This is a genomic window from Nocardiopsis coralliicola (genome assembly GCF_054779695.1).
Window position 1 is genome coordinate 52,291 of the sequence record NZ_BAAGXT010000028.1, and the last position, 26,722, is coordinate 79,012.

Consider the following 26,722-nt stretch of genomic DNA (forward strand, 5'->3'; position numbering starts at 1 on the left):
AGCGGGGATCGGCGGAGCCGGCAGAAGAGGCCGGGCGTTCGCCGGTCCATCATGATACTGCTGGTCGGGCTGGCGTTCCTGCTGGTCCCGAGCGGCTCGGCGTGGGCGGATCCGACGGATGAGGGCGGATCGCAGCCGGCGAGCTCCATGTGCCCGGGGGAGCCGGCGCCGCAGCCGGAATCCGCTGGCAGTGGCTCGGATGGTCTGTTGGTGCCGCCGCAGTCCCAGGCGTCCATCGCAGGGTCTCCCGATGGCCTCCCGCCGGACGCGAGCATCTACGGCCAGTACGGGACCGCGGGCCAGCAGTGGCACGTGATCCGCGAGAGCTGCGTCGACAAGATGGGGTCGAGCGCGGTCTCCACCTTGAGTAACGCCACCTGGGATCTCTCGAAAACCGTGAACCAGTCGACGATCACGGTTTACCAGGCCGCCACATCTGAAGGGCTGCTCGACAGCTTCAATGCACTCGTTGAGAGTGCAGTCGCGGAATTGCGGGAAGGAATCTGGCGTCCTCTGCTGCCGACGGTCATCATCCTCGGCGCAGTGTGGCTCGGGTGGTACGGGCTCATTCGGAAGCGTGTGACGCTGACGTTTGAGAGTGCTATCTGGATGGTCCTTGCGACCGCTCTGGGAATGTGGATTCTCGTCAACCCCGGACAGATACTCTCCTTGGCGGGGAACCTGGTGAATTCGGGAACCCAGCTGGTTAACTCCGCCACCTCGCGTATGTCCGTTCCAGGAGCGGGGGACGTCTGTCCCGCGGGAAGCCCGGAAATGAGCAAGGCGGATTGGGAGACCGACAGCGAGTACGCGGTGCGCAGTAATTCGCAAATGCTCTGGTCTGGGCTGGTCTGCCGCCCATGGATTGCTGGCGAGTTCGGATCCGGTCCGGTCGCCAACACGGCCGTCCGCGAGCACGGCCTAGAGCTTCTTCAAGCACAGGGCATCAGTCGCGCTGAGCAGGAGCAGTTGGCGAGCGGGGAGGTTGAGGCAACCGAACTCATTTCCCAGAAGCAAGACGATTATCAAGCGATCGCGTCGAGCGTGCAGGACAACTACCCTGAAGTCTATCCCCTATTCGAAGGAAACCAGGCGGGGAATCGGCTTGGAGTGGCGACGCTTGCGCTTTTTGCCGCAGTCTTCGCTGGCGGATTGATCCTTGCGGGATCAGTGGCATTGATTGTGCTGAAAATCGGATTCCTTCTACTTCTCTTGCTGGCTCCCATTTTCCTCTTGATCGGGGTGCACCCGGGCTACGGTAGGACCGTGCTGCTCCGCTGGTTGGAGATGATGCTCGGCCTGCTCCTCAAGCAGATATTTGTTGTTCTGCTCATCTCAATACTTGTTATGAGCTACAGCATGATCATGGTGACCAACCTTGCCTGGGGTCTCCAGATGATCCTTTTGGCACTCTTCACCCTGGCTCTCTTTATTTATCGAAAGCCATTCGCCCATCTATTCGCTTCGGTCAACGCCAACACGTTCACCTCCCGCATGGTCAACGACACGGTGAACAGCCGGGTGCTCGGCAACGCCGCAAACGTGCTGCCCCCGGTCGCCTACATGCGCACCCAGCGATGGGGCCTGCGCAACGCCGCACCGCTTGCCGGAGCAGCCGGGGCTGTCGGAGCGGGCTCGGCTGCGGGAGCCGCCGACGGCCAGGGATCTCCCGCGGGGCCCGGGGCCGAACAGGCCGACAGCGACGGCGGAAACGTCCGCACCGAAGGGCGGCGCCTCCGCGGCACGGCTGGCTACGGCCACGCTCGCGGGAAGTCCGCGCCGCCGCCGCTCAACCTTGGCAACGCCCGCGCAGACAGCGGAGCTCCGCAGGCGGCGCCGCCCGCCAGTGGGGCAGCGCGCAGCAGCTCCGAAGCCCCCGGCCTCTACGGGCTTGCGGCTTCCGGTGGGATCCCCAACGGCCGGCAGGACAAGGCGGCGTCCTCGATTCCGCCCCGTCCGGCCGGCGGCTACCGCGGCACGGGCGACACCGGGTGGGCGTCCGTCTTCGGCACGGGGAGTTCGCCGCGCGGCGGTGCGGGAGAAGCGCGCCAGGCGCCGCCGGAGCGGGGGCCCGCACCCAGCAGCGGCACCGGGATCTTCTCCGGGCGCCAGGCCGAGCGTCCGCTCGCCGGCGGCAACGAGCGCTCGCGCTGGGGCGGCGCACGCCCGCGCCGCGACCGCCAGGCGCCGCCGCCCCCGCGGCCGGCGGCAGCACCCTCCGACCGCGGGGAACGCGGCAACTGGTTCTCCGGTAGCGGACGCCGCGACCCCGACCGACCGATCAGCCCGTTCTGGACCGGTACCAACCAGCAGCGCCGAGCGGACCGCGATGTTCCGTTCTGGCTGCGCAACGACGACTAGGACAGGAGAAGGGGGCGCGATGGCATCCCCCGCATCGCGCCCCCTGAGCAGCGACCCCCTGACCGCGCGCCCCCGCACCATCCGCGCAGACCACGCAGCAGTGTGAGATCCCGGCGAGCGATAGCGAGCCGCAGCAGACACAGCAGACACAGCAGAGGAATAACGCGCGATGCCGAAGCCCCTCACCGAGCGCCAGCAGCGCTTCGTCTTTGGGTTCCTCGTGGCGGTGCTGGTGGCGTTCGGGCTCTACCTGAGCGTCGGCGGCGGGTTCGGCGGCGGGGACGAGCCCGCCGAGGAGAGGGAGGCGACCGCCCAGGAGAGCGGCGCCCCGCAGGAGCCGTCACCCATGCCCACGACCGCCACTGAGGACATGGACGTCCTCTCCTGGCTGCCGTTCCCCGAAGACGACATGAAGGCCGCTGCGGCCACCGCCCTGGCGTTCTCCGAGGCGTACGGAACGGTCGACTACACCAAGGAGCCGGAAGAGTACTTCTCCTCGATGGAGCAGTACGCCACCGCCCAGTACGCGAAGACGCTCGCGGAGAGCTCTGGCGCGGGGGCGTACTGGGAGGAGCGGGCCGCGGACGAGACCGTCACCGAGGGGCGGGCGAACGTGTCCAGCGTGCGCAGCTTCGATGACAGCTCGGTCGTGTTCGAGGTGAAGCTCCAGTCGATCGAGACGACGTCGGAGGGGTCGGGCGAAGACATCGGCGACTTCGCGGTGACCGTGCAGCGCAAGGGGAGCGGCTGGGAGGTCTACGACTTCCAGCCGGCGGACGCGGGCAACCTCGGCGGGGAGTGACCGGGCGAATGGGCAATGGGCACAGGGAGTCGGCGAGGAGGCGGACACCGTGATGATCCAGCAGGCGGGGCAGCACGGTCCCGGGCGGAGCCCCTGGGCGCTGCGTGCGGCGATTGCGGTGGGCGTGCTGATGATCGGCGCGCTCGTTCTCGTGATCGTGACACTGCCGTCCGCCGTGATGAACCCCGGCGCGGTCATGGCGGTCTCCTGCGTTCCCGGCGGTTCAGCGGGGGAGCAGCCGGAGAGCAGCTCGTATGCCGAGGACTCCATTCCGGGGAACTACCTGGAGCTGTACCGGGAGTGGGGCGAGAAGAAGGACGTCCCGTGGACGGTGCTCGCCGGCGTCGGGCAGATCGAGAGTAAGCACGGCCGGTGGGAGGGGCCGGGCATCACCGAGGGCCACAACGACTGGGGTGCGGCCGGCCCGATGCAGTTCGGCTCCCTCGACGGTTCGGCGGCCGGCAACAGCTGGGGCGGCGAGCCGGTGATGCCGACGGAGGACCGGCCGGAGCAGGGGTACGGGCAGGACGGCAACGAGGACGGCACCGTCAGCGTGTACGACCCGGAGGACGCGATCCCGGCGGCGGCGGACTATCTCATCGCCCACGGGGTGAAGGACGACGTGCGGGAAGCCCTCTACGGCTACAACCGTGCCTGGTGGTACGTCGATGACGTGCTGGAGTGGTCCGAGCGGTATGCCGACGGCGATTACGACGAAAGCGATTCGATCGAGCGGGAAGTCAACTGCAATGTGAACGAGGACGGGGACCCGATCGGCCGGGCCCCCGATGAGCAGTCGCAGGCAGTGGTGGACTGGGCGCTCGACCAGCGCGGAAAGTCGTACGTCTATGGCGCGACCGGGCCGGAAACGTTCGACTGCTCCGGGCTGACGATGGGGGCGTACGCGAGCATTGGCGTGACGATTCCGCGGATCTCGCAGGACCAGTGGAACTTCGGCCCCCGGGTGGAGCAGGGCGAGGAGCAGCCGGGGGACCTGGTGTTCTTCGACGTGTCCCGGTCGAATGAGCCGCCCGGCCCGGGGCACGTGGGAATGGTGATCGGCGACGGGCTCATGGTCGAGGCGTGGTGCACGGACTGCGGGCCGATCGCGACGCGCGAGTACGATGACCCGAGCCGCGCGGACATCCTGGGATTCACGCGGCCGCTGGAGGAGCCGAGCGTGAAGGCGCAGCTGGAGCAGTGAAGTTGAGGCGGATGGAGAGGGACGGATGCCGGAGTCGGCCACGGGAGAAGTGAAGGCATCACGGAAGCGTGGGCTTCACGGGTGGAAGGCCTTCCTGGCGGTGTTCGTCTCTGGAACGGCGGCCGCATTCCTCGTTTTTGGAATCATCGTCGGCGGCCTTCGGCTGGTCTTCGGAGGGCTCTTCTCAGGAACGGGGGATCAGCCGCAGACCCCGGGAGATGTACCCCAGCGAGAGCCGCGTCAGTCTATGGAGGTTGGCGCTCTGGACCTCTGCGGCGTTGCTGAGACGGACGTGATGGCGGGTAAAGGCGCCAATCCGCAAGGTGACGCGGGCGGCCCGGGGGATTCAGGGGAGAGCGAAGGAGCGGATGCTCCCGGGCGTACCGTCATCGACTCCTGCTCCTGGCAGTTCACGATCTCTGGGCATGGCCCGGCTGAGATGGAGTTTCAGTACTGGGCTTACGTGAACGATGGCGAATCTGAAGGGAAGGCGGAGAGCGCGGAGGCCAAGTATCGAGAGCAGCTGCAAGAAGTCAGCTCTCAAATGGCTGCGCCCATTGGTGAGGGTACTGCGGAGTACGCTATGTCTGACGCAGAGTACTTCATCGGCGAATCGCAAGTCGGTGGCGCCGAGTATTCTCTGGTCAGCCAAGTTAAAAGTGCGGTCTATGTAGCAACGATCTCCGAGTCCGCGGCGCCCGAGGATCCCATGCAATCTTACGAAACATCGATCAGGGCAGAATTCTCTACCCTGGACGCCGCTATCGGTACTGAGATCGAACGCAGGCTTCCTGACTAGCCATCTATTGGTTTTCCAGTCTCCACAGCGAGGAGCTGTACCCACTCACTGTAGGGAAGTTGAAGCGTCGTATTAGTGTTCTTCGAGTCGCGTACGAGGATTCTGTATCTGTCCGCAACTTCGACGCACTCTTGACCCTTGTCGGTGCTGTAGGAGCTCTTCTTCCACATGAGGATCAATTCTCCTTTGCGATGAATCCTTCAGACTTTTTTCGGAGGAACTCTATGGCCGCGTCCCCCGTCGTGCAAACTTGCCAAGTTCCTTCAAACGCATGGGAGTAATCATACACTTCGTCTTCCTCCTCAAGGAAGAGTCCGTGGTGGGCATTGTCGATGAAGACTGTTGAGTCCGCGTGCGCTCCTGGGAAGTCGAGAATCGCGAACTGCCCTGCCAGGGAGGTATGGACTCCCAAGGAATCCTTCGCAACTCCAACTTGGATCTCATTCCGCGATGCCGATCGGATGATGGCGAGAATCTGATCAGCCATAGTTAAGGTTGATCCGATCCGCTTGTTCAGGGCGGCCTCGTCCAGAATAACCCTGACGTCTGGTGGGCTCGGAGTGGACAGGATGAGCTTGCGGCTTGCTCTGGCCTCCAAGCGGCGTTCGATCTCTTCCTGGCTGGTGATGCGTCCAGACCTCATGATGGCTTCTGCGTAGTCATGCGTCTGTAGCAGGCCTGGTATAAGAAGCCCGCTGTAAAATCGGAGCGATGTTGCCTGTGCTTCGAGTTGGACATACGAGCCCGGTCCGAGGACGTCCGCATATTGGGACCACCATCCCTTGGCGCTCGCGGTCCTTGCCAATGCGATAAGAGCATCAATTCTGGCTGCATCGCTAACGCCGTAATAGGCGCAAAGCGATCTGAGGTCTTTTTCGCGTAGCCGCTTCCACTCTCCTCGCTCGATGCGGTGCACCTTGGTTCGGTGCCACCCCATGGCATCGGCGGCCTCGTAAGTTGTTCGCCCAGCGCTCTCGCGCAAGCTCTTGAGCTCGCTTGAAACTCGGCGATGACGGACGGTTTGGCTTGGAAGGTCGGACATGTATCTCCTTGGGTCTTAAGTCCGAGTCCGCAGAGGCTAGGCCACTCACTATTTAGTCATAAGTTTCTAGAGCTCGCCAAAAAATGCTCATGAGCATTTACTCTAAGCGTGTGTGGTTGGCCACCATCCGTAAGGCCAACCTTGAAACCCCTGGTGGTCTCTCATGTCCCTGTCCTCCCTGCCGGCTTCGCCCCTGCATCCGCTGACGCTCCTTGCGAAGGAGCTGGAGCTCCTGGGTCTGGGCGCGTCGGTGGACGTCTCCGTCTCGGTCGTCGACGCGTACCGCCTCGACGCCGACCCCGTCCGCGTCTTCCAGCGCGCGATCCTCCGGCCCGACCCGATCACGGCCCGCCCCTGGTGGTGGCTCCTCTGGCCGGGCGAGCGCTTCCGCACCGTCACGACCGACCCCGAACTCACCCGAATCCTCCCGGTCGAACAGACCGAAGACATGGCCCGCCGCATCCGGAACATCCTCCTCGTCCACGTCGCCCACGTCGACCAGTAGCCCCACCTACCCGCACAGCAGCGGTGGACCCCAACCAGCCCAGCCGGGCCCCGACGAGACGAACGCGACCAGCGCCCCACCGCCCCCGCGGCCCACCGGGCCGCCGCTCATCCCCGGCATCAAGGTCCGCCCTCAACGCCGAATACCCTCCTGGCCGCCCGCCCTCAGCTTGCCGGCCACCTTCGCCCCGATGGCTCCGCCTCAACCTCGAAGCCCCGCAGTCGGCCCCTTCAACTCGCCCGCCGTCGCGCCTGGGGCACCACAACCCAACCGCCCAACCAAGGAGGATTCCTTGAACGCCTTCCCACGCCACTCGACCAGACCCACCGGCCCGGTCCCGCACCGAGCCGCCGGCGCCGACCGCGGTCAGTTCGGACCATCCCCGCACCGAGCACGCGCCGCCGTCCACGGCGGTCACCTCTCGCCCAGCGTCCAGGAGAAGCTCTGCCGCCCCCACGGCGCCCGCTTCGCCCGCAGCCAGCCGACCCGCTCAACCCACGAGGCGTACCGCCCCCGCCGCTACGCCACCCCTCAGCCAGCCACCGCCCCACCCCGCTGGGGCCCACCATCCCCGAACGCCCGCGCGCCTCGCCCACCAACCCCGCGACCAACCCCAACCCCAAAGCCCCCAACCCGCCCCCGCCACCCCCACTCCGCCCTCCACGGCGCCACCGTCTTCACCACCGCGGAGCTGATCCCCTACACCCGCACCATCCTCACCGCCCTCTTCGTCCTCCACCTCCTCTTCAGCTGAACCCAGCAGACGAAAGCGGCCGCAAGCAGCAGGCCCCCCAGCTACCCCGAACCCCACCCAAACCACAAGCGCGGGCCCCGCACCACCCGGTGCAGGGCCCGCTCTCTCACTCTTAGCGCCATCCACACGAACGATTACGTGGAGCAGACGATCCAGACGGGTCCATTCCCGCGCCCGCGGGAGCCACTCGGGTGACATCTGCATGGAGATAAACAACGGATGGTCCATTCCCGCCTGCGCGGGAGTCACGGTGACCCCTACCCCTCCTACCCCTACAACTACGGTCCATTCCCCTCCCGCCTGCGCGGAGCCGAGATTACGCAACCGCGGCCTGGGAGGCCCTCGGCGGTCCATTCCCGCGTGCGCGGGAGCTATACCAGCCCTGTCGCGCTCGCGGTCGGAGCCTATGGTCCATTCCCGCCTCCGCGGGAGCCACCTGTGAAATAGCGGTGCCGCTCAAAGGGCCACCGGTCCATTCCCGCCTCCGCGGGAGTCACCGGTGCCCACGTCGATGGCGGCCGAGGCGGGGCGGTCCATTCCCGCATGCGCGGGAGTCGCACCGCGGCCCCCAACTTCACCGAAGCCCCCTGCGGTCCATTCCCGCCTGCGCAGGTCTTCGGCTTCGGAGAGGTCGTAGAGGCGGTCGATCAGAATCTCGCGCTCAGCTGGCCCCAGGCGTAGGATCATCTGCTGCGCGAGGGGCTCGAACCGGATCGGCATCGGACTGCGAGTCACCGTGCTCCTCGTCTCCGGTGCCGAACAGCTCGTGGAACTGGCGGCGGAAGTCGTCGCGGTCGTCGGCGGCGATGGTGACGGTGCCCTCCGGTGCGGGAGCGCCGGTCATCATCCGCCCGAATGAGGCGAACACGGCCTGGTCAAGCTCGGCGCGGTCGCTCTCTGACAGGCGCTCCAGGCTGCTCATGGCGGCCTCCTCGCAGTGGGTCCGCTCTCCAGCGTACGCACTCCCGCATCGCGGCGCACCAGTACGGAGTCGAACCTGGGCTCGCTAGGCAACACGGTCGGATATGGAAAACGCCCCCTCGGGGCGGGTCCTGTAGCTCTAGGGTCGCTTCATGACTGAAACGTGGTTCGGCCGGGACTTTCCGGTTCTACGTGCCGTCGTTCACTTGGTGGACACAGACATCTATGCCCAACCCTCGGACGTAGCGAAGATGACCGGTCTGGAACGCGGCGATGCTCTTGCCGCTATGCGGGCTCTTCAACACGGGGGGTATGTGGCCTTAGCGCCCACGTTTTCCGACTTGGAGTATGGCACTGTTGAAGGCGCCAGCGGGCGGGCACGCGAGTTGGTTGGCCACTGGCCGACGCCGAAGTCTCTGGCGGAGGAAATGGTTATCCTAATGGAGAAACAGGCCGAGACTGAAACTGACCCACACAAGCGGAAGCGCATCAAGTCCTTTGTGAAGGAGACTCGAAATGCCGGCCGCGAGGTCGCCGTGGACGTCCTCGCTTCAGTGATCAAGCAGCAGATGGGCGTCTAGACCTGTCCGCGGCCGGTGTGGTTGCTTACGGACAGTCAGTACGGGAGCGAATTCGCCATGTTCCAGCTCTCGGTAGCTAACGCCACCCGTGTTCTTCCGGCCGCGGTCGATGGCATCGTGCGCCTGCTCCAGGAGGTCGTCGTCGCTCCCTCGGAGAGGTAGGCGATCGCTTGTACCTCGCGGTCGCGCCCCTGCGCGAGAAGGGGGAGGCGGCCAAGACGGTGGCGCGGCGGCTGTCGAAACTGTCGGTGCTGTACCGCCGCCTCATGGTCACCGGCCACGCCACCACCAACCCCGCCGACCCGGCGCTGATCCCGCGCGGCCAGACCCGCACCGCCGAAACCCCCACCCGCTGGGTCCAGGGCAGCGACCTGCAGCCGGTCCTGGCGGCCGCCGACGAACGCGGCCCCGATGGCGCCTTGGCGGCCCCGCGCACCTGCGTGCTGATCCGCCTGCTCACCCTGTACGGGCTGCGCATCTCCGAGACGGTGTGGCTGCGCCGCGGCGACCTGACCGAAGGCGCCCACGGCGCCGAGCTGCGGGTGCGCGGCAAAGGCGCCACGGTCGATGTGGTCGACCTCGACCAGGACACCGTCGACGCCATCGAGGAATGGCTCGACGTCCGCGCCGCCCTGCTGCGGGACGCCGGCCTCGACCCGACCGACCCGGCGCTGCCGCTGCTCATCTCCCCGGCCGGCACCGCGGTGAGCCGCCAGGCCCTGACCGACGTCGTCACCCGCCTCACCGCCCGCGCGCTCGGCCGCCGCCTCACCCCCCACTCGCTGCGCAAGTCCACGGCGGTGGCGCTGCACCAGGGCGGGCACTCCGACCGCGACCTGCGCCGGTGGGGACGCTGGCGCACCCTGAACACCGTGTCGACCTACGTCGACGTCGCCGACGACGACGGCCACCCCGGCCTCCTCGCCGCCGCGGTGATCGCAACCGCCCGCCCGCAGGGCCGCCGCGCACCCGCAGGGAGACTGCGCCGCCGGGATAGGTGACGTCGCCCCTCCTGCCGAGCAGTGTTTTCGGCGATTCCCCACCGGCTCCGCGCACGGGGTAGCAGACTCGCTGCAGAAGGTACATGCGTTCGAATCTCGTGAAGCGCCGAGGGGCGACGCATGGACAAGCGCCTCGACCTGAGCAAGGAGCCCAGGTGAAGATCGCCCGCTGGAAGACCGCCCCACGCAAGACGCCGCGCCTGCACGCCACCCTCGACGGGATCAAGACCGGGTGCGGGGCGCTGATCCCCGAACACGCGACTCTGACCCGCGACACCGAGGAGTGGTTCCTGCACACCACCTGCTACAACTGCGCCTACCGGCTGTGGGACGCCGAAGCTGAGGCCGGCCACATCCGCCCGGCCAACAGCCGCGACTTCCCGCCCCGCAAGAAGTGCGAGCACGGGAGCGACCCGAGGACGTGCGCGGTTTGCACGCCTCCCAAGCCCGTGAACTGGCCGTGCCCCAACGGATGCGCCGAGCAGCAAGGGCATATGGGGTGGACCGTGCCGCCGTGTGCCGTCCTGCCGCCCAAGCTCCCACCCGGCCCCGACGGGACGTGCGTCGGACCGTGTCAGCCCATCGACACCGAGATCGAGCGGGCCAACAGGAACCTGCGCTTCGACTTCGCCGACCGCTACCACCTGTTCTGCTACCACTGCGGCAACGAGGTGGACTTCGGCGCGGGCTTGGAGGGCTGGTGTGGCTGAAGCGCACCAGGACCGGCGCGCGGGGCCGAACCGCTAGCCTCACCCCGGACATTCCTGGACCCGAGGAGAGCACGTGCGCACAACACCCCTGTCCGCGGCTGCGGCGGTCGCTGTGGCTGTGCTGGCGGTCGGCTGCTCCGACCCCGCAACCCCCGACGCACCGGACCCGGACTCCTCGACGTCGGGCACGCCGAGCGTTCCGGCGCCGCCGCGCTCGGCCACGACTGTGGAGATGGAGTCGCGGGGGACCGCGGGCACGCAGCGCTCCTCGGTGTGGTTCCGTATCGCCGCTGAGGCCGAACTGAGCCTGGGAGAGCCCTCCCAGCAGGGCACCGGCCACTGCTCTCTATCCCCGCGCGAGGGGGAGGCAGCGGTGCCGGTCACCCTGACTCTGACCCACCCCGGCGACGAGGACGCCGCCGACGCCGACGACGTGATCGCGGTCGACGACTGGCCCCTCGATTCAGCGGCCGCCGCGGTGGGCGGGGCCGGGCCGCTGATGTGGAGCGAGGACCGCGGTGACGAGTGCACCGAGGAACTGGACCTGGACGCGCTGACCGCGGAATGGGCGCCGCGCCAGCAGCGCACCGCCCTCGGCGAGGTCATCCTCCCCGCCGACCCACACGGCACCGGCGCCGGCGTTGAAGTGGACTTTGGCGGATCCGATCCGGAGCGCACCGAAGTCCGCGGCGATGTACCGGAGCCGCTGAGCGCGACCTACTGAGTCGCCAGGGCGCGACGGCTACCCCGCTCTCGCTTTCGGTAAGTGACCTTACCGAAAACGAGGATGCGGGAATCTGCGCCCCGACAGGGTGTCGGGGCGCATTCTCTCGGTGGCCACGGGGTCCATTCCCGCGTCCGCGGGAGTCACTCCTGGGCGCCCTCGACATCCCCGTCGAGGACGGTCCATTCCCGCCTGCGCGGGAGCCATCGTAGAGCAGAATCATCCCGCGGCGTATGACACAGGTCCATTCCCGCCTGCGCGGGAGCCACCAAGGGGCGACCTGCGATGATGTGCGACGTTATCCAGCTGATACTAGGCGCGGCCAGGTATCGGCCATATCGCGCGATAGGTTCGCGCGCTCTGCACTCTGAGCCGCTGTTGCGGCCCCCAGCTTCTTGGGAGTCGACGGATGATCGGCGCGCGTCCGTGCTGCTGACCGGTCGATCCTGCCTCCGCGCGAGTGACCAGGGCGTGTGTCGGCAGCGACTCCATCCAATCGGTCATTCCTGCCTGCGGGAGTCAAGACCGCCCATTCTCTCTAGCCGCCCCGCGGCCGGAATCATCTCGCTCCGGACGCCTCCAGGTGGCTCTCGAAGCGCCGCTCCGCCTCGTCGACGCGTTCGGCCAGTTCATCGGGAGCGCCGTTGGTGCGCCGCGTATCGTCGCGGAGGAATCCCAGCACGGATCGGAACCGCGCGATCTCGTCCGCTGCCGGACGCCGGGCGCGCTCAGCCCTGATGGCCGACGGGGCCGCTCCGGGCCGGCCCGTCGCCGGCCCCAGGTTGTTCGCGTAGAGCACGCGGCCGTCCCTGTTCAGCACATACAGCGCGTCGACTAGGCCCTGCGATTCCAGTTGCGCGGCGACGCCCGGCAGCGCGGCCGCGAACCCGTCGTGGTGCTCGACCGACATCCACCGCCCGTAACCGCGGACATCGCGCATCCCCTGGTAGCGCGCCAGCGTGCCGAGCAAGCTGTTGGCCTCATGGGTCGCCACATAGGCGACCACAACCCGGTAGCCGTGGTCGCGGAACCCCTGCGCCCACGCCGCCGCCCACTCCTCGCGGGCGAGCGGATGGCTGGCGATGACGTCGTAGCGCACAGGGCCCGCGCGCAGATGGTCGAGCGCGCGATCGTGAAAACCGTCGACGAGCGCGTCGGCAGCTGTGGAGTGTCCGCGCAACGGGTCGTCCCAGAAGATTCGGCGCGCGCCCGGGTGCAGGTGCGCGTTGCGGTCCCCGTCGTAGGACGCGGCCGGGGCGACCCGGGCGGCCGTGAGCGCGTTCTGCAGCCGCGTTTTGCCCGAGCCGGGCTGCCCGCCGAACAGCAGGGCCAGGGGAGGATGGCCACGGTCCTCGGCAATAGGGGAGACACCGCGCACCAGGTCGGCGAGGTATTCCTGCAGCGCCCCCTCCGACTCTTCGGCCCCCGCCGGGAGAGCGGCGTGGGCGGCAAGTTCGCCGCGCAGCCCGGGCAGGCGCTCGGCCGCGTCCGCCTCAGCCGTGGCCAGCTCCGCCTCCGACCAGTGCAGATAGTCGGCGGTCGCCGCGCGCAGGCCGGGGAGTTCGCTGGAGAGCTCGGTCCGCCGCTCCGCCGAGATGTCCGATCCGACCAGGTCGGACACCGCCCCGCGCAGGGCATTCACCCCCCATTCGACCCGCTCCCACCGGTCGTGCCGCTCCAACGGGACCGCCGCCAGCGCCCCCGCCGCCAGAACATCCTCCAGCGCATGCCGCTTACCCATAGAGTCACCTTCCCTTAGGTCTCCGGCCCGTGGTCACGCTCATCGCGTTCGGAAGGGCCTGGTCTTTCCGTCCCGCGCCTGCGTTCTTCCTCCGCGCGCTCGTGCCGGATGCGCTGGTCCGCAGCAGACCGCGTCCGCATGGCCGACTCCCGGTGCTCGGCGCGATCGGCACGGAGCCGTTCCGACGATCGCGCGATACGCTGCCTCGGATCCTCCTCCGGGACGGAACCGCCCGCAGGCTCGTCGCCGGCGCGAGCACGCGCGGGCTTGGGCGGCTCTGACGGGATGTCCTCCTGGCCGCCTCTGCGCGCGTCGACGTGGTTCTCAGTCGCCGCCTCGGAGGAGGGGCCAGGGGCAGGACGTGCGGGCGCTGTGTCCGAGCGCGGCGGTGCATCCGGGGCCGGGTGTGGGCCGGAGCCGTTGCCCGTGGAGGAGGGCGCCAGACGCTCACCGCCGCTTGAGGACCCGGAGTTCTCGGATTCGCTCTCGACACGCCGCCGCGGTAGAGGAACCTCTGGTGAAGCTTCGGTCCCGGAGCGGGCGCTCGGCTCTTTCCGGCCTTCCTCGCTGCGCAGCGCGTCCCCGATGGACAGCGGCTCTGCGTCGTGAGCGGGGGACGGGGCGGGGCGCTGCGCGTGTCGGAGTTCCGCCTGGTCGACGATGTGGGGGAGCTCTTCGGGCTTCCCGTTGCGGCGGAGCCGCTCGTCGCGCAGGTGCGCGACCTTCCGCTCGAAGTCCTCGCTCTCCTCGGGTGTGGGCGGCCGGTTCCGTTCGGCGAGGATCGCCTCGCGCGCGCCCAGCGGCGACCGCATCTCACCGGTTTCGGGGTCGCGGTGGTTCGCGTAGAGCACCCTGCCGTCGCGGTTCACCACGAAAAGAGAGTCGACGCGACCTTCGGATTCAAGGTGGTGCGCCACGTTGGGGATTGCGTCGTAGTACTCGTCGTGACTGCGGGGGTCGAGCCAGCGCCCATAGCCCTTGGAGTCCCGGTCGCGCTGGTAGCGGTCGACCACGCCGAGGAGGCTGTTCGCCTCGTGCGTCGTTACATAGGCGACGGACACGTGATAGCCGTGCTCCTTGAACCCGTCCACCCACGCGTCCGCCCACTCCTTGCGGCCCAGCGGGTGGCTTGCGATGACGTCGTACTTCTGCGGCCCGGCCCGCAGGTGGTCCATGCACCGCTGATGCAGGTCCTCCGGGAGCTGGTCCGACGCTATGCGGTGGCCGTGTTGGGGATTGCGGAGGGAGATGCGCGAGTGATTCGGATTGATTTTAGCGTTATCGTCGCCGTCATAGTGGACGAATTCTCTTGGAAGTTTCGAGCTGATTGAGTTCTGGGTTGAGCTCTTTCCCGCCCCGGGTTGACCTCCAATGATGATCGCCTGATTGGGCTCCGAGGTACTCACTGGAATATCTTCGGTGAGTTGTTGAATTCTCTCCCGTATCAGGTTCTCTTTCCGACTGGGATTTGACATCTCATTCCAGTCCGGGGTCGGGGGTGGAGAGAAGCTCGGCCTGGAGCGACCGGAGTCGAGCCCTCTGAGACTCGATCTCTATTCTGATATCTTCATTTGCCTTGGAGAGGATTGTCTTTTGCTTACGCGAAACCTCTCTCTTTTCCTCTTCGAGTTCCGATATGCGCTCGTCGCTCATGCCTTCGCTATGAATTAGTCCGTTCGTGCAGGAATAAATGCCCCAGAGGAGGCTCATCACCTCCTCGTGCAGTTCCCGTGTCTCCGCGTCCACGCTCGGCAATTGGCCGGCGCGGAGTGCGTCACCGACTGGGTCGTCGCGATCCTCGTTCGCTTTGTCCATCCTCATCCCTTTCGTTCTTCACCTGTCCGGCCCCGGCCACTGGCCGACCCCGGCCATTACAAGCGCCAGTCCCAGACGATCTCGCCCTCTTCGGAGCGGACGTGGCCGCCGATGTCGAACTCCACCTCCTCGGTCTGCACCCGGGGGCCGCGGGCCTCGTCGGCGAAGGTCACGGTGGCCTCGGCCAGGCCCGGTTCGGTGCCGTGCACGCTGATCGGGGAACCGTGCATGGCCTGCTCGCTCGCGCGTTCCAGGGTGAACTCCGGCTGTTCGACGAGTTCCCAGGTGATCGACTCCACCTCACGGTAGGTCTCGGAGTTGGGGTGCACCGAGAACGGGCAGCCCGGCCGAGAGCCCTCCTCCATCGCGGCGCAGTCGTCGATGTGGGCGTCGATCTGCTCGCCGGTCTTCTCCGCGACCTCCGGAAGGATCTCGTAGTCCGGCTCCGGCGCCAGCTCCAACGGGTCCTGCGCGGTGTGATCGGTAGTGACGGCGGCCTCGCTCACCTGCGGATCGTCCACGAAGAGCGGCTCGGCGTGGCGGGCAGAGACGCGGTAGACGCCCGGGAGCAGCGCCATCGGCTCCCTCAGACGCGGCATGCTGAAGGGGCCGAAATCCTGCGGAGGCGCTGCGGCCACGCTCACCTCGCAGTCGTCTTCCGGAGCCAGCCGGACGCGCCCGAGCAGGGCATCCGCCGCGTTTTCGTGGAGCCGCCACGGGCGCACCACGCCCGTCGGCTCGCGCTCCGTCGCCAGCTGCACGGTGTACTCCTCGCCCTCCACCGTGTACTCCACCTCGACGAGGACCGTGTCGGCCTCATCGGCGTCGAGGCTGCTGCCGCCCGCGTTGGGTTGCTCCCAGCCGGTAATCCGCAGGTCCGCGGGCGGCGCGTATCCGCTTTCCAGGTCCTCCCCGGAGATCGACGGACGCGGCTCGGCGTCCTCGCCCAGCAGCAGCACGACAGCGCCGTAGTCGCCCGCCTCCCACGCCGCGATCAGCTCCTGCACCGGTGCTTCCGGTGAGTGGCGGGCTTCGGAGATGCTGCGGATGCCCTGCGTGGCGACCGTGCTCACCGCAAGCAGGGCGACCACCGCCCCCGCGATCACCATGCCGCGCTTCCTGCGTCGGAAGAGCCCCGCGAGATCCGGATCCTTCTCGTGCCCGCCGGCGCCCAGCGCCCCATCCGCGCCCCGTTCCGGAAGCGCGGTTCCGCAGGCGCGGCAGAAGCGGGACTCCGCGCGCGCGGCTTCCGACCCGCACTCGGGGCAGACGGCCGCCGTCGGCCCGGGCGTCATGTCGGCTCCCTCGTGTGCCCGCTGACCTCCCGATAAGCGGGGATCAGTCCCGCCGGCCGGGTCTCGACATGCAGCGGCGGCTCCGAGCGCCACCACAGCCAGGCATGGTGCGGCGGCATCTGCTGGATCACGTCGACCGGCATCACCGGGCGGTAGGAGCCGCCGATCGAGACCGAGCCGTCCATGGTGTCGGACACCGACCCCGCCCGCGGGTTCCACCCGTCCCCCGGGGCGGATCCGGGACCCGCCGGCGGCAGCCAGCCGGAACCGCCCAGGGTGACTTCCGGGACGCGCGTCTCCCCGGACCACGAGGAGATGTTGCGCAGGTCGGCGTCGTTGGAGACCCCGCCGTAGATCAGCTTTGCGGTGGTCGCGGTGAGAATGGCCTGCTGGGCGTCGGCGCCGAACCGGGACCGCAGCTGCGCGAGGGACTGGGTTGCCCACAGCGTGATGATCCCGCGCCCGCCGCCCTCGGACACCAGGCTCGGCAGGCTCTCCAGCGGGGCGATGTTGGCGACCTCGTCGAGTGCGAGGAGGAGCGGGGGCGTGAGCCGCCCGCCCTGAGCCGCGGCGACTTCGGCGGCGCGCTGGGCCAGCGAGTCGACCAGCCCGACAATCAGTGGCGCGACCACAGTCTGGTAGTGGCTGGGCCCCACGATGAACAGCGTGGACGAGGTCGCGAGGAACGCGTCCAAGTCGAGTTCGTCGGCGGAGCACGACTCCAGCACGGTCGGCTCGGCCGTAGCCTCCAAGCAGTTGCGGGCCACTGAGTAGAACGTCCCGCGCTCCCGCTCGCCCAGCCCGGCAACCGCCTCCAGGTCCTCCGCCCAGCCCAGCGCCGCCTCCGCGTCGGCGTGGGCGCGGATGAGCTGCGCCGGGCGGCGTACCTCCTGCCGCGACAGCCACAGGCGCACCTCGGACAGGGGTGCCCGGGTCAGCGCCGCCGCGTGGAACAAGCCGCGGAGGACGGCGGCGGCGCCGGCGCGCCAGTGGTCGCCGTCGCGCATGCCCCGGCCGGCCACTTCGGTCATGGCCTGGACGCGTCGGTAGCAGACCGCCGGCGACGCGCACCCGGCAAGCGGCGACCAGCGCAGCGACCGCACCCCCTCGGTGCCGAAGGGGTCGTAGACGAAGACGCGGCCGCCGCGGTCGCCGGCGATCCGGCGGCGCCAGTCCGCGCAGAAGTCGAGGATGTCCCCGCGCGTGGACGTCGACACCACTGGCCCGGCCCAGTACAGCAGGGCCGGGATGATCACACCGCTGGTCTTGCCGTAGCGCGGCGGCCCCACCACGCCGACCGAGTCGGCCGGGTGGGACCACACGCGCTTCCACTCGTCCTCTGGATCGACGCCGAGGAACACCCGGTTCTCCGGCCGGAGACGGTGCGGGGGAAGCGGGGGGAAGCCGAGGTCGGCGGCGGTCATCGGATCAGTCCTTCGGAGGTCCGGTGCGGGGCGGAACTGCACTGGGCCGGGAGAAGACAGGCCGCGCGTCGGCGGCCAGCGGGTAGTCGCGGCCGGGCTCCTCCAGGCGTTCTAGGCGCAGCTCGGCAGGGGGATGAGTGCTCAGGACTGCGGCGTCCCACCCGGACCGGACGCCGTCGAACCCCTGGAGGAGCGACAGGGCGCGGTGCAGGTCGGGGCCGAATCCCGCGTCGCGCGCCATCGAGTCGGCCGCGAACTCGCTGCGCCGCCAATCAGCCGCCTGCAGGGGCATCACGATGCGGCGGACGGTCAGCGTCACCGACCAGGTCAGTGCGGCGATCAGGAACTGCAGGGGCCGCCACCGGGCGCGGCGCTCGGCGGCCGCCGCGAGGTTGTAGACGGCGACCAGCGGCAGGCCGACCCCCTTGCCCCAGGCCAGGGCCACGGCGTCGCCGCGCCTGACGTGCGCGACCTCGTGGGCGATAACGGCTGCCAGTGCGGGGCGGTCCCCGCCAAGGTGTTCCACTAGTCCGCGGTTGACGATCACGTGCCGCATTCCCGCGTAGGCGTTCGGCCGCCGGTCGTCGTCGATCAGCAGGGCAGGTGCCGTCGACGCCCCCATACGCCGGGCGGCATCCTCGACCAGAGGTCCGAGCAGGCGCATCTCGCGGCGGCTGGGGCGGCGGGGCCCGGTCTGGCCCAGCCGCCAGCCCTCCGTCGCGGAGAGGAAGGCGGTCGTGGCCGCCGCGACACCGACCGCGGTGGCCACCTGGCCGGCGACGAACGCGTACGGCCAGGTGGGGTCCGCGTCGTGGAGCGTCTGAAACAGTCCGGCCACCGCCATGAAGGTGAACACCGCGGCGCCCTGGAGGGCTCCCAGGATCGCGCCCACTACACCCCCGAGCTGGAACGCGGCGCTGGGCAGCAGGTCGGCGGCGTCGATGGGCAGTGGCAGGACGAACCGCAGGAAGACGTCAACGCGGGAAAGCAGGCCGGCCCCAGCATCGGTGCCCGCCCCGATTCCGCTGATGGCGCCGAGGATGGCGCCCAACGCCGCCATCAGAAGGGCAAAGGGCACGTTGAACCATGCGCAGACGAGAGCGGTGAGGTTGCCCGCCAGGTGGCGGGTGAGCCAGGACAGCGAGCGCGGGCCGCGGACCCGCTGGGCTGGCGCGGCGCGGGAAGGAGGCGCTTCGCGGTGCGTCGCGGTGCCGCAGGAGGGACAGGCCCCGCCGTCGATGCGCGCTCCGCACAGGTCGCAGAACACGGCATCAGCTCCGGGGCGGGGGCGGACAGGGCGAGCTGTCGGGGTCGGATCCCTCTGAGGGAAGCTGTGTTCGGATCCCCTCGCTGTCGAAGGGCGGCGGGGCCGCCGCAGCGTCGTCGTGCCGGTTGCCGGTGCACCGGCTGAGCATGCGCTCGACCCGCTCGACCGATCGGGGCACGTCGACCGTCCGGACGGTCAGGGCGCGGTGGGCGGAACCGTGCGGGCCGTGCGCGGCCCGCCATTCCGCGCGGAGGTCGAGGAGTTCCTGGACGAGGTGGGGGTGCCGGTACCAGCAGGGCAGCAGCAGGCCGTCGGTGCCCGGCGCTCCAGCGAGGTCGACGGTGACCCAGCGGTGGACCGACTCCAGCGCCGCGACGCGCTCCCGGGTGTCCAGCCGGTCCCAGGCCACGCTGGTGGGATAGGCCGGCGACGGCACCGTGTCCGGAGCCGCGGCGGATGCGCCCTCGGCCAGGAGAGTTTCCAGGGCCAGCACGCGGTCCCGGAGTGACACCACTTCTTCCAAAAGCAAAGCGAGCGTTTCGTCGTCCACCGGAGGATCCTGCGCTGATGCTCGCTTCATGTCAATAATGCCGAAAGAGCTCCAAGCGAGAGGGCTGGAAGCGTCCCCGGAAATCTGTTAGGGGGCAGCTCCGCGCTTGTCGACGACGCCCCGGGCGCCAGCGGACCATTGGCGCCTGCGCGAGCAGAGACTTTTGACCTTCAGTGAAGTAGCGGGAATGCGCTTCAGTGAAGCCGAATAGCAGTCAACGCACCCGCAACCACCCGCCCCCACCCGCCGCCGTCGCCCGCACGCAGCGCCCGGACGGCCCATTCCCGCATGCGCGGGAGTCGCCGCCACCTCCGCGCCGGCGCGCGCGGCGGCCTCGGTCCATTCCCGCCTGCGCGGGAGTCACGCAGAACAGATGGGGGGCGACCGCGGCCGCGCCGGGCCATTCCCGCGTGCGCGGGAGTCACAAGAGCCGACCTGCGATAACGCGTGGCGTTGCCAGAATGATACAAGGGTTGACCACATAGTGGCCACATCCTCCATCGGCCAGTATCCGGCGGGTACCACCCGCCGAGACAGCTTCGTGGAGTAGGGCAAGAGCTGGTGGGCTTCCTCGCGGCCGGCGGGCCGCTCCCGCGATTGCGGGGCCTGCCCTCTTTGAACTGCAGCGCTTCTCTGTGAAGCAGTACTTCGACCACCGCCTGCCCTCTCACCGATTGCCGGCAGGCTACGTCGCCTCACCGGCCTCCGCCACGCCTTACCGAACGCCGCCCCACGCGCCCGCTTCCCGCGCGCCCGCGGGAGTCACACACAGGGAGGCGCGCAGAGGCGGGACCTCTGTCGCTCCGTTCCCGTGCGCGCTGGGGCAGGCGGCATCGCTGAGCACCATCGACACGCGGCTGGGCCCAGCCCCGCCTACGCGGGAGCCGCAAGAACTTTCGCGAACTTCACGGCCGCGAGAAGGCCCCCAAATCAAGAGCGGAGACCATCCCCAGCACCGCCAGGCTGTCCGTCGAGATCAACAGCGAGCGCGTCCGCAGTACCGTCATGGTTGCGATCGAAGAGGCCGCCGACAGCGGCCGGGGCATCTCCGGCGACGTGTTGACCCTCGCCATGCTCGGCGAGGCGGCGCCGGCCGGCGCCAGCGGAACCTGATCGCACCTCGACGCACCGAGTGCCCGATCGCGGACTGGGCTTGCCGCGGGGGCACGCATGGAGGGAGCGCATGCTTCGCCCTCGCGGCCGTCTCTCCATTGCCCGCGCCATTATCGGGTGAATATTCCTGGTTGAGCATTTCGGCGGAATTTGAGATGACCCCTGAAGCACGGTGGGCGTGTTTGCTATGGCCGCGAGGGCGCTCCTTCTATGCTCGACGAGCCACCGTCAGGATCTGAAGAATGGCCGGTAAGGCTGCCTTTCCTGCCGGATTCCGGGATCCGATTCGAGTGGGTTGTCCGGACGCCTCGGACTCGGTTTCGTGCCGCGCCTCGACAAGGAGGAAGCCGTGCTTCTTGCCCTGCATGAGCAGGAGAGGCTCATGATCTACACCGCCAGCAGATTGGCGTGGGAACGGCGGGGGAGGGGCCTGCGGCTGAACCTGCCCGAGGCGACGGCCGTCATCTCCTCGGCGCTCTACGAAGGGGCCCGCGACGGCCGCTCGGTGGCCGACCTGATGGAGTACGGCCGCACAGTGCTGACCCGTGAAGATGTGCAGGACGGGGTGCCGGAGATGCTGGCCCAGGTCCAGATCGAGGCCACCTTCCCCGATGGCACGAAGCTCGTGACCGTCACGGGGCCGATCCCATGAGCGACGAAGACCAGAGCCGCCAGCACCCCTCCCACCCGCCGGGCAGCGACTCCCCAGGAGAGGACGCCGCGGAGAGCGGGGGCTTCGATTCGGGTACCGACCGCGTCCGGTCCTCGGGAGCCTCCGGCCCCTCGGAGCCGCGCCGCCCCGGTATGGGCATGCGCCAGTCGCCGCTGGCCGAGGATGCCGATGCCGACGCCGGCGAAGCCGAGGTCGGCATCATCCCGGGCGAGATGCTGCTCCTCGATGACCCGGTGGCCATCAACCAGGGCCTGGAGGTCACCGCGATCCGGGTCTCGAACACCTCCGACCGCCCGGTTCAGGTCGGGAGCCACTACCACTTCGCCGAAGTCAACCCCGCCCTCGACTTCGACCGCGACGCGGCCTGGGGGCGCAGGCTGAACGTGCTCTCCGGCGGTGCGCTGCGCTTCGAGCCGGGCGCCGTCGTCGAAGTGGAGCTGGTTCCGATCCGGGGGCGCCGGATCGTTCCGGGCCTGCGAGCTCAGTGCGGAGGAGCGCTGGATGGCTGAGATTGCACGCTCCGAGTACGTGTCGTCCTACGGGCCGACCGCCGGAGACCGGATACGCCTGGCCGACACCAACCTGCTCATCGAGATCGAGGAGGACCGCTGCGCAGGCGGCGATGAGGCCGTCTTCGGCGGCGGGAAATCCATTCGCGAATCGATGGGGCAGTCCACTGCCACCCGCGCGGAAGGCACCCCGGACCTCGTCATCACCGGCGCGGTGATCCTGGACCACTGGGGCGTCGTCAAGGCCGATGTCGGCGTCCGGGACGGCCGGATCTGCGGGATCGGCAAGGCCGGCAACCCGGACACCATGGACGGCATCGACCCGGACCTGGTGATCGGCCCCTCGACCGAGATCATGTCCGGCAACGGCATGATCATGACGGCCGGCGCCATCGACACCCACGTCCACTTCGTGGGGCCGGACATGTTCCGCATGGCGATCCAGACCGGCACCACCACGGTGGTCGGCGGCGGCACAGGCCCCTTCGAAGGGTCCAAGGCGACGCTGGCGACGCCGGGCGCCTGGTGGCTGCACCGCATTTTCGAAGCCATGGACCCGTGGCCGGTGAACTACCTGATGCTCGCCCGCGGAAACACCGTCTCCCAAGACGCACTCTGGGAGCAGATCCGGGCCGGCGCGGGCGGGCTGAAAGTCCACGAGGACTGGGGCGCCACCCCGGCGGTCATCGACGCTGCCCTGCGCGCCGCCGACGACTCCGGGGTGCAGGTCGCCGTCCACTCCGACACTCTCAACGAGGCCGGGTTCGTCGAGGACCTGATGCGCGCGGTCGCCGGCCGGACATTCCACTCGTACCACACCGAGGGAGCCGGAGGCGGGCACGCTCCGGACATCATCCGGATCGCCGGCGACGCCAACGTGCTGCCCGCATCGACCAACCCGACGCGCCCCTTCACGGTCAACACCGTCGACGAGCACCTCGACATGGTCATGGTGGCCCACCATCTGAACCCGCAGGTGCCCAACGACCTGGCCTTCGCGGAGTCCCGCGTGCGGGCCGGCACCATCGCCGCCGAGGACGTCCTGCAGGACATCGGCGCCCTGTCGATCGTCTCCTCCGACGCCAACGCGATGGGCCGCATCGGGGAGGTCGTCTCCCGCACCTGGCAGACCGCCCACCGCATGAAGGAGCTGCGCGGGTCCATGCCCGGCGACGGCCACGCGGACAACCACCGGGCGCGGCGCTACGTCGCCAAGTACACGATCTGCCCGGCGGTGGCGCACGGCCTGGAGCCGCATATCGGCTCCGTCGAGGTCGGCAAGATGGCCGACGTGGTGCTGTGGCAGCCGGCGACGTTCGGCGTGCGGCCGCAGACGGTCATCAAGGGCGGCATGGCGGCCTCGGCCGCACTGGGCGATCCCAACGGATCCATCCCCACCCCGCAGCCGGTGATGCCGCGTCCCGGTTTCAACGATCACACCCGCGCGGCGGCGTCGACGTCGGTGGCGTTCGTGTCCCAGGCCGCTCTGGACGCCGGCTTGCCGGACAAGCTCGACGTCAGGCGCGAGATGGTCGCCGTGGAGTCCGTCCGCGGCCGCACGAAGGCGGACATGCCGGAGAACGCCGCACTGCCGGAGATCTCGGTGAACCCGAACACCTACGGGGTGACTGTCGACGGAGAGCTCATCGAGCACCAGCCGGCCACCGAGGTCCCGATGGGCCAGCGCTACTACCTGTTCTGATCCGATGCCGGCAGCGAGGAGGGACGGAGACCAGCACGGGATGGCACACGGGGGCGCGGGGCTGCTGCTGCTCGCCGACGGGCGCCTGCCCGCCGGCGGGTACGCCCATTCCGGTGGGCTCGAGTCGGCCGTCTTCACCGGCAGGGTCCGCGACACAGCGGACCTGGCACGCTTCCTCGCCGGGCGGGTGGCGACGACCGGAGCGGTGAACGCCGCCTTCGCCGCGGCCGCCTGTGCGGCCCTCCGCCGGAGCACGGCGCCCGGGGCGGACTCCGGAGATGAGCGGCAGGCCCTGCAACGGCTGGCGGTGCTCGACGCGGAACTGGACGCCCGCACCCCTTCACCGGCGCTGCGGAAGGTCTCCCACACCCTGGGCCGCCAGCTGCTGCGCGCCCTGAAGGCAGTGAGCCCGCACCCGCTGCAGCAGCGGATGCCGCCGGCGGCACACCATCCGCTGGCCTTCGGGGCCGGCGCCGCGATGCTGGGCCTCGCCCCGGTCGACGCCGCCCGGGGCCTACTCCACGAGACCGTCTCCGGCCCCGCGTCGGCGGTGGTGAAGCTGATGCGCGCGGACCCGTTCGACGCCTATCGGGTCATCACCGAGCTGCGCGGCACCCTCGACGCGGCCGCCGAAGACGCCGCCGGCCGGGCCTGGGACGACCCGGAGGACCTGCCGTCCTGCAGCGCTCCGCAGTCGGACTACCTGGCGGAAGTCCACGAGACCCTGGAGACAAGGCTCTTTGCGTCCTGACACGCCCGCTCCTCCGCAAGGCCTGCGGACGGCGACGGCATCGCCGTCATGGATGTCCGCTTCAGCGGCGCTGACCTGCGAACTCGACGGGCGCGGCGCCAACAGGCTGGTCCGGATGCGGTCGGAGGGCCAGCTGGTGCTGCGGCCCACCCACGCGAAGGGCTTCGAACCCTGGGCCCATCGCCGGCCCGGCGTCGCCCGGGTCTCCCTGTCCGCCGGCACGGCCGGCCCGCTGGGCGGCGACCGGCTGCACCTCGACGTCACCGTCGGCGACGGTGCCTCGCTGGTGCTCAACGAGATCTCCGCGACCCTGGCGCTGCCGGGGACGACCGGGCACCCGTCGCTGATGTCGATCCGCGTTCGGGTCGGCGAAGGGGGCAGCTTCATCTGGCTCCCGGAGCCGGTGATCGCCGCTCGCGACTGCGATCACCGGCAGGAGGTGCGCGTGCGGATGGCCGAGAGCGCGCGCTTCCTCCTGCGGGACGAGCTCATCCTGGGGCGGCACCGCGAACGGCCGGGCACCATCTCCCAGCGGGTGCGGGTCACCCGCGGGGGCGTCGCCCTCTACGACCAGGAGCTGCGTCTCGGCGCGGGGCACGTCGGCTGGGGCAGCCCTGCGGTGGCCGGCGGGGCCAAATGCGTGGGCAGCACCCTGGTCGTGGACCCGGGCAGCGCCATCGGCGCAGGCGCTGCGGCGGGGACGCGCTCCGAGGTCGTCGACGGCTCCACGGTGATCATGGGGATCGCCCCCGATGCGGTCCAGATCAGCTCGCTGGGAGAGGACAACCTCGCCGTCCGCCGCTCCACCTCGGACGCCCTGGGGCTGCTGGGGCCGCCCTGGGCCCCGGCCTGAGGGGCGGCCCGCGCGGAAGCAGGTCACCAGGGCGGAACGCCGTCATTCATTGCAGACAGGAGCACGATGGGTACCGACAGCACAACCGGTAGCAAGAACGGCGCCGAGGCGTCCAGGTCGTTGCGCCTGGGCGTGGCTGGGCCGGTCGGGACGGGCAAGAGCTCGGTGATCGCCACGCTGTGCCGGGCGCTGTCCGAGGAGATGCGCATCGGGGTCGTCACCAACGACATCTACACCGACGAGGACGCACGCTTCCTCAAAGCCGAGGGGGTGCTGCCGGAGCAGCGGATCCGCGCCGTCGAAACGGGAGCCTGCCCGCACACCGCCATCCGCGACGACGTCACCATGAACCTGCTCGCCGTCGAGGACATGGAACGCGACTTCGACCCGCTGGACATGGTCCTGGTCGAGTCCGGCGGCGACAACCTCACCGCGACATTCTCACCATCGCTCGTCGATGCGCAGCTCTTCGTCCTCGATGTGGCCGGCGGCGGAGACGTGGCGCGCAAGGGAGGCCCCGGGATCGGGCGTGCGGACCTGCTGATCGTCAACAAGTTCGACCTGGCCGGCCACGTCGACGTCGATGTCCCCGCAGATGGTCGAGGAGGCCACGCGCGCCCGGAAGGGCGCCCCGGTTCTGGCGCTCTCGAAGAAGGACGGTGACTCCGTCAAGCAACTGTCCGAGTGGGTGCGCGGCCTCCACCACCGGCACCTCTCCGGCGCCCACGTTCCCACTGACCCGGGCCCCATGGCCCCGCACTTCCACGCAGACAACAAGGGCGGTCACTTCCACAGCCACACCTAGACCGCCGGGACCACCTCAGCAGGGCAGCACGGCGCCGTTCTGAGATGCGCTCCCTGCCTGCGCGGGGCTCACGGGTCGGAGGCGGAGTCCGCAGTCGGAAAGCCCCACTCCACCAGCTTTGCGGGGCCCCGTGCCAGATCCCAGGCGTTCTACGGACTGGGTGAATCTGCTCGGAACGGCGCGGTTGAGAGTCTGGCGGGGAACAGGGATCGCGCCAGTGTCACTCCTGGATGGGGACTCCGTCGAGCGTGCCGAAATCGCCGGCGACGAAGGATAGTTCGGTGGTCTCCTCGGGCGGAGCCGGCAGATAGAGGTAGCCGTAGTTGGTGGAGCCGGCCTCGAGTCCGGCCGGCCAGACCCGCGAGCCGACCCGGTGCACGTAGGAGGTGTCAGAGCCGTCGAACACCTGGGGGTAGACGGTCCCAGACTGCGGATCGAGGGCACTGAAGGTGAAGCTGTCGGAGGTTCCGAAGGGGTTGACGGTGGTGGGCAGCGCGTCGCCTTCGTGTGTTGCCGCGAACCGGCCCACGATGAACGCGCCGTCCCGGTAGAACGGGTAGACCTCTAGCTTCCACTGGTGTTCCCGGTCCTCGCCGTAGAAGTAGTCCTGTTCGCCGGTGAGAGTGCCGACGGGGTCTTCAGCGGCGGCGTCTCGGAACTGGGCGGGAGGCGCGGCGTCAGCGGGGTCGATCTCCAGGGTCTCTTGAGACGTTTCGGCATCCTCGGACTCGACCGCTTCGGCGTCCTCCTTGAAGGCGTAGGAGATGTCCACCCGCCGGTTCTGCGACCGGGCCCAGGAGTCGTCGTCGCCGCCCTCCGG

Annotated in this window: 24 protein-coding genes and 2 pseudogenes; 15 read left to right on the forward strand and 11 right to left on the reverse strand. The window is 69.1% G+C overall.

The annotated features are described in order from the left end of the window. Positions 1 to 51 precede the first annotated feature (51 nt). The 4 genes from ACYVGT_RS18735 to ACYVGT_RS18750 all read left to right on the forward strand — a co-directional run bounded on the left by ACYVGT_RS18735 (position 52) and on the right by ACYVGT_RS18750 (position 5,166). Positions 52 to 2,361: a type IV secretion system protein gene (locus tag ACYVGT_RS18735; RefSeq protein ID WP_460860110.1), complete on the forward strand. Its 2,310-nt coding sequence runs from the start codon at positions 52 to 54 to the stop codon at positions 2,359 to 2,361. 169 nt (positions 2,362 to 2,530) lie between these two features. After that, positions 2,531 to 3,163, forward strand: coding sequence for a hypothetical protein (locus ACYVGT_RS18740; RefSeq protein WP_460860113.1), 633 nt, complete (start codon positions 2,531 to 2,533; stop codon positions 3,161 to 3,163). Positions 3,164 to 3,215: 52 nt separating this feature from the next. Then, positions 3,216 to 4,367 (forward strand): C40 family peptidase, encoded by a 1,152-nt coding sequence (locus ACYVGT_RS18745; protein ID WP_460860165.1) that lies wholly within the window; start codon positions 3,216 to 3,218, stop codon positions 4,365 to 4,367. 25 nt (positions 4,368 to 4,392) lie between these two features. Further along, a complete protein-coding gene (locus ACYVGT_RS18750; protein WP_460860116.1) occupies positions 4,393 to 5,166 on the forward strand; it encodes a hypothetical protein in 774 nt (257 codons plus the stop codon). Here the strand turns inward: ACYVGT_RS18750 and ACYVGT_RS18755 are convergent. Both ACYVGT_RS18755 and ACYVGT_RS18760 read right to left on the reverse strand, forming a co-directional pair. Then, a complete protein-coding gene (locus ACYVGT_RS18755) occupies positions 5,163 to 5,336 on the reverse strand; it encodes a DUF397 domain-containing protein (protein WP_460860118.1) in 174 nt (57 codons plus the stop codon). The two genes, ACYVGT_RS18750 and ACYVGT_RS18755, sit on opposite strands and share 4 nt — an antisense overlap. A 5-nt stretch (positions 5,337 to 5,341) precedes the next feature. Continuing rightward, the gene (locus ACYVGT_RS18760) at positions 5,342 to 6,208 is read right to left on the reverse strand and encodes a helix-turn-helix domain-containing protein (protein WP_460860121.1); all 867 of its coding nucleotides are present in this window, start codon (positions 6,206 to 6,208) and stop codon (positions 5,342 to 5,344) included. A 163-nt stretch (positions 6,209 to 6,371) separates the two neighbouring features. Here ACYVGT_RS18760 and ACYVGT_RS18765 point away from each other — a divergent pair, with 163 nt between their 5' ends. Beyond that, a complete protein-coding gene (locus tag ACYVGT_RS18765) occupies positions 6,372 to 6,713 on the forward strand; it encodes a hypothetical protein (RefSeq protein ID WP_460860124.1) in 342 nt (113 codons plus the stop codon). Positions 6,714 to 8,128: 1,415 nt separating this feature from the next. On the opposite strand, the gene ACYVGT_RS18770 is transcribed toward ACYVGT_RS18765, so the two are convergent. Next, positions 8,129 to 8,389 carry a hypothetical protein gene (locus ACYVGT_RS18770; RefSeq protein ID WP_460860127.1) on the reverse strand — a complete coding sequence of 87 codons (261 nt, stop codon included), beginning with the start codon at positions 8,387 to 8,389 and terminating at the stop codon, positions 8,129 to 8,131. Between the two features lie 151 nt (positions 8,390 to 8,540). On the opposite strand from ACYVGT_RS18770, the gene ACYVGT_RS18775 reads away from it, so the two are divergent. The 4 genes from ACYVGT_RS18775 (at position 8,541) to ACYVGT_RS18790 (ending at position 11,404) form a co-directional block, all read left to right on the forward strand. After that, positions 8,541 to 8,969, forward strand: coding sequence for a hypothetical protein (locus tag ACYVGT_RS18775; protein WP_460860129.1), 429 nt, complete (start codon positions 8,541 to 8,543; stop codon positions 8,967 to 8,969). A 170-nt stretch (positions 8,970 to 9,139) separates the two neighbouring features. Further along, positions 9,140 to 9,970 (forward strand): tyrosine-type recombinase/integrase, encoded by an 831-nt coding sequence (locus ACYVGT_RS18780; RefSeq protein ID WP_460860132.1) that lies wholly within the window; start codon positions 9,140 to 9,142, stop codon positions 9,968 to 9,970. A 155-nt stretch (positions 9,971 to 10,125) separates the two neighbouring features. Next, a complete protein-coding gene (locus ACYVGT_RS18785) occupies positions 10,126 to 10,680 on the forward strand; it encodes a hypothetical protein (protein ID WP_460860134.1) in 555 nt (184 codons plus the stop codon). Positions 10,681 to 10,753: 73 nt separating this feature from the next. Beyond that, positions 10,754 to 11,404, forward strand: a complete 651-nt coding sequence (locus tag ACYVGT_RS18790) for a hypothetical protein (RefSeq protein ID WP_460860136.1) — start codon at positions 10,754 to 10,756, stop codon at positions 11,402 to 11,404. A 559-nt stretch (positions 11,405 to 11,963) separates the two neighbouring features. On the opposite strand, the gene ACYVGT_RS18795 is transcribed toward ACYVGT_RS18790, so the two are convergent. The 7 genes from ACYVGT_RS18795 to ACYVGT_RS18825 form a co-directional block, all read right to left on the reverse strand. Then, positions 11,964 to 13,145 carry a zeta toxin family protein gene (locus tag ACYVGT_RS18795; protein WP_460860139.1) on the reverse strand — a complete coding sequence of 394 codons (1,182 nt, stop codon included), beginning with the start codon at positions 13,143 to 13,145 and terminating at the stop codon, positions 11,964 to 11,966. A 14-nt stretch (positions 13,146 to 13,159) separates the two neighbouring features. After that, on the reverse strand, positions 13,160 to 14,620 hold the full coding sequence (locus ACYVGT_RS18800; RefSeq protein WP_460860140.1) for a zeta toxin family protein: 1,461 nt from the start codon (positions 14,618 to 14,620) through the stop codon (positions 13,160 to 13,162). Between the two features lies 1 nt (position 14,621). Beyond that, positions 14,622 to 14,960 (reverse strand): hypothetical protein, encoded by a 339-nt coding sequence (locus ACYVGT_RS18805; protein WP_460860143.1) that lies wholly within the window; start codon positions 14,958 to 14,960, stop codon positions 14,622 to 14,624. Positions 14,961 to 15,016: 56 nt separating this feature from the next. Continuing rightward, positions 15,017 to 16,069: a hypothetical protein gene (locus tag ACYVGT_RS18810; protein ID WP_460860145.1), complete on the reverse strand. Its 1,053-nt coding sequence runs from the start codon at positions 16,067 to 16,069 to the stop codon at positions 15,017 to 15,019. A gap of 182 nt (positions 16,070 to 16,251) precedes the next feature. Then, positions 16,252 to 17,679, reverse strand: a complete 1,428-nt coding sequence (locus ACYVGT_RS18815) for a type IV secretory system conjugative DNA transfer family protein (RefSeq protein ID WP_460860147.1) — start codon at positions 17,677 to 17,679, stop codon at positions 16,252 to 16,254. 4 nt (positions 17,680 to 17,683) lie between these two features. Beyond that, the gene (locus tag ACYVGT_RS18820; protein ID WP_460860151.1) at positions 17,684 to 18,946 is read right to left on the reverse strand and encodes a M48 family metalloprotease; all 1,263 of its coding nucleotides are present in this window, start codon (positions 18,944 to 18,946) and stop codon (positions 17,684 to 17,686) included. A gap of 4 nt (positions 18,947 to 18,950) precedes the next feature. Further along, positions 18,951 to 19,496 (reverse strand): hypothetical protein, encoded by a 546-nt coding sequence (locus ACYVGT_RS18825; protein WP_460860153.1) that lies wholly within the window; start codon positions 19,494 to 19,496, stop codon positions 18,951 to 18,953. Positions 19,497 to 20,958: 1,462 nt separating this feature from the next. Here ACYVGT_RS18825 and ACYVGT_RS18830 point away from each other — a divergent pair. From ACYVGT_RS18830 to ureG, 6 genes and pseudogenes are all read left to right on the forward strand, one after another. Then, a complete protein-coding gene (locus ACYVGT_RS18830) occupies positions 20,959 to 21,261 on the forward strand; it encodes an urease subunit gamma (protein ID WP_460860167.1) in 303 nt (100 codons plus the stop codon). Next, positions 21,258 to 21,791: an urease subunit beta gene (locus tag ACYVGT_RS18835; protein ID WP_460860156.1), complete on the forward strand. Its 534-nt coding sequence runs from the start codon at positions 21,258 to 21,260 to the stop codon at positions 21,789 to 21,791. The genes ACYVGT_RS18830 and ACYVGT_RS18835 overlap by 4 nt, the downstream gene beginning before the upstream one ends. Further along, complete coding sequence (locus ACYVGT_RS18840) at positions 21,784 to 23,493, forward strand: urease subunit alpha (RefSeq protein ID WP_460860158.1); 1,710 nt, start codon at positions 21,784 to 21,786, stop codon at positions 23,491 to 23,493. The genes ACYVGT_RS18835 and ACYVGT_RS18840 overlap by 8 nt, the downstream gene beginning before the upstream one ends. Positions 23,494 to 23,533: 40 nt before the next feature. Continuing rightward, positions 23,534 to 24,244, forward strand: a complete 711-nt coding sequence (locus tag ACYVGT_RS18845) for an urease accessory protein UreF (protein WP_460860161.1) — start codon at positions 23,534 to 23,536, stop codon at positions 24,242 to 24,244. 52 nt (positions 24,245 to 24,296) lie between these two features. Then, positions 24,297 to 25,097: an urease accessory protein UreD gene (locus tag ACYVGT_RS18850; protein WP_460860163.1), complete on the forward strand. Its 801-nt coding sequence runs from the start codon at positions 24,297 to 24,299 to the stop codon at positions 25,095 to 25,097. 66 nt (positions 25,098 to 25,163) lie between these two features. After that, a pseudogene (ureG, locus tag ACYVGT_RS18855) lies at positions 25,164 to 25,902 on the forward strand (urease accessory protein UreG). A gap of 220 nt (positions 25,903 to 26,122) precedes the next feature. Here ureG and ACYVGT_RS18860 read toward each other — a convergent pair. Further along, positions 26,123 to 26,722 (reverse strand): annotated as a pseudogene (locus ACYVGT_RS18860) (OmpA family protein); the annotation flags it as partial.

Excerpts from the sequence above, each read along its gene's own strand:
- ACYVGT_RS18835 (WP_460860156.1), top strand. The coding sequence starts at position 21,258 with ATGAGCGACGAAGACCAGAGCCGCCAGCACCCCTCCCACCCGCCGGGC.
- ACYVGT_RS18755 (WP_460860118.1), bottom strand. The coding sequence starts at position 5,336 with ATGTGGAAGAAGAGCTCCTACAGCACCGACAAGGGTCAAGAGTGCGTC.
- ACYVGT_RS18845 (WP_460860161.1), top strand. The coding sequence starts at position 23,534 with ATGGCACACGGGGGCGCGGGGCTGCTGCTGCTCGCCGACGGGCGCCTG.
- ACYVGT_RS18840 (WP_460860158.1), top strand. The coding sequence starts at position 21,784 with ATGGCTGAGATTGCACGCTCCGAGTACGTGTCGTCCTACGGGCCGACC.
- ACYVGT_RS18775 (WP_460860129.1), top strand. The coding sequence starts at position 8,541 with ATGACTGAAACGTGGTTCGGCCGGGACTTTCCGGTTCTACGTGCCGTC.
- ACYVGT_RS18770 (WP_460860127.1), bottom strand. The coding sequence starts at position 8,389 with ATGAGCAGCCTGGAGCGCCTGTCAGAGAGCGACCGCGCCGAGCTTGAC.
- ACYVGT_RS18800 (WP_460860140.1), bottom strand. The coding sequence starts at position 14,620 with ATGTCAAATCCCAGTCGGAAAGAGAACCTGATACGGGAGAGAATTCAA.
- ACYVGT_RS18740 (WP_460860113.1), top strand. The coding sequence starts at position 2,531 with ATGCCGAAGCCCCTCACCGAGCGCCAGCAGCGCTTCGTCTTTGGGTTC.
- ACYVGT_RS18815 (WP_460860147.1), bottom strand. The coding sequence starts at position 17,679 with ATGACCGCCGCCGACCTCGGCTTCCCCCCGCTTCCCCCGCACCGTCTC.
- ACYVGT_RS18810 (WP_460860145.1), bottom strand. The coding sequence starts at position 16,069 with ATGGTGATCGCGGGGGCGGTGGTCGCCCTGCTTGCGGTGAGCACGGTC.
- ACYVGT_RS18765 (WP_460860124.1), top strand. The coding sequence starts at position 6,372 with ATGTCCCTGTCCTCCCTGCCGGCTTCGCCCCTGCATCCGCTGACGCTC.
- ACYVGT_RS18850 (WP_460860163.1), top strand. The coding sequence starts at position 24,297 with ATGTCCGCTTCAGCGGCGCTGACCTGCGAACTCGACGGGCGCGGCGCC.
- ACYVGT_RS18735 (WP_460860110.1), top strand. The coding sequence starts at position 52 with ATGATACTGCTGGTCGGGCTGGCGTTCCTGCTGGTCCCGAGCGGCTCG.
- ACYVGT_RS18760 (WP_460860121.1), bottom strand. The coding sequence starts at position 6,208 with ATGTCCGACCTTCCAAGCCAAACCGTCCGTCATCGCCGAGTTTCAAGC.
- ACYVGT_RS18795 (WP_460860139.1), bottom strand. The coding sequence starts at position 13,145 with ATGGGTAAGCGGCATGCGCTGGAGGATGTTCTGGCGGCGGGGGCGCTG.
- ACYVGT_RS18745 (WP_460860165.1), top strand. The coding sequence starts at position 3,216 with ATGATCCAGCAGGCGGGGCAGCACGGTCCCGGGCGGAGCCCCTGGGCG.
- ACYVGT_RS18750 (WP_460860116.1), top strand. The coding sequence starts at position 4,393 with ATGCCGGAGTCGGCCACGGGAGAAGTGAAGGCATCACGGAAGCGTGGG.
- ACYVGT_RS18805 (WP_460860143.1), bottom strand. The coding sequence starts at position 14,960 with ATGGACAAAGCGAACGAGGATCGCGACGACCCAGTCGGTGACGCACTC.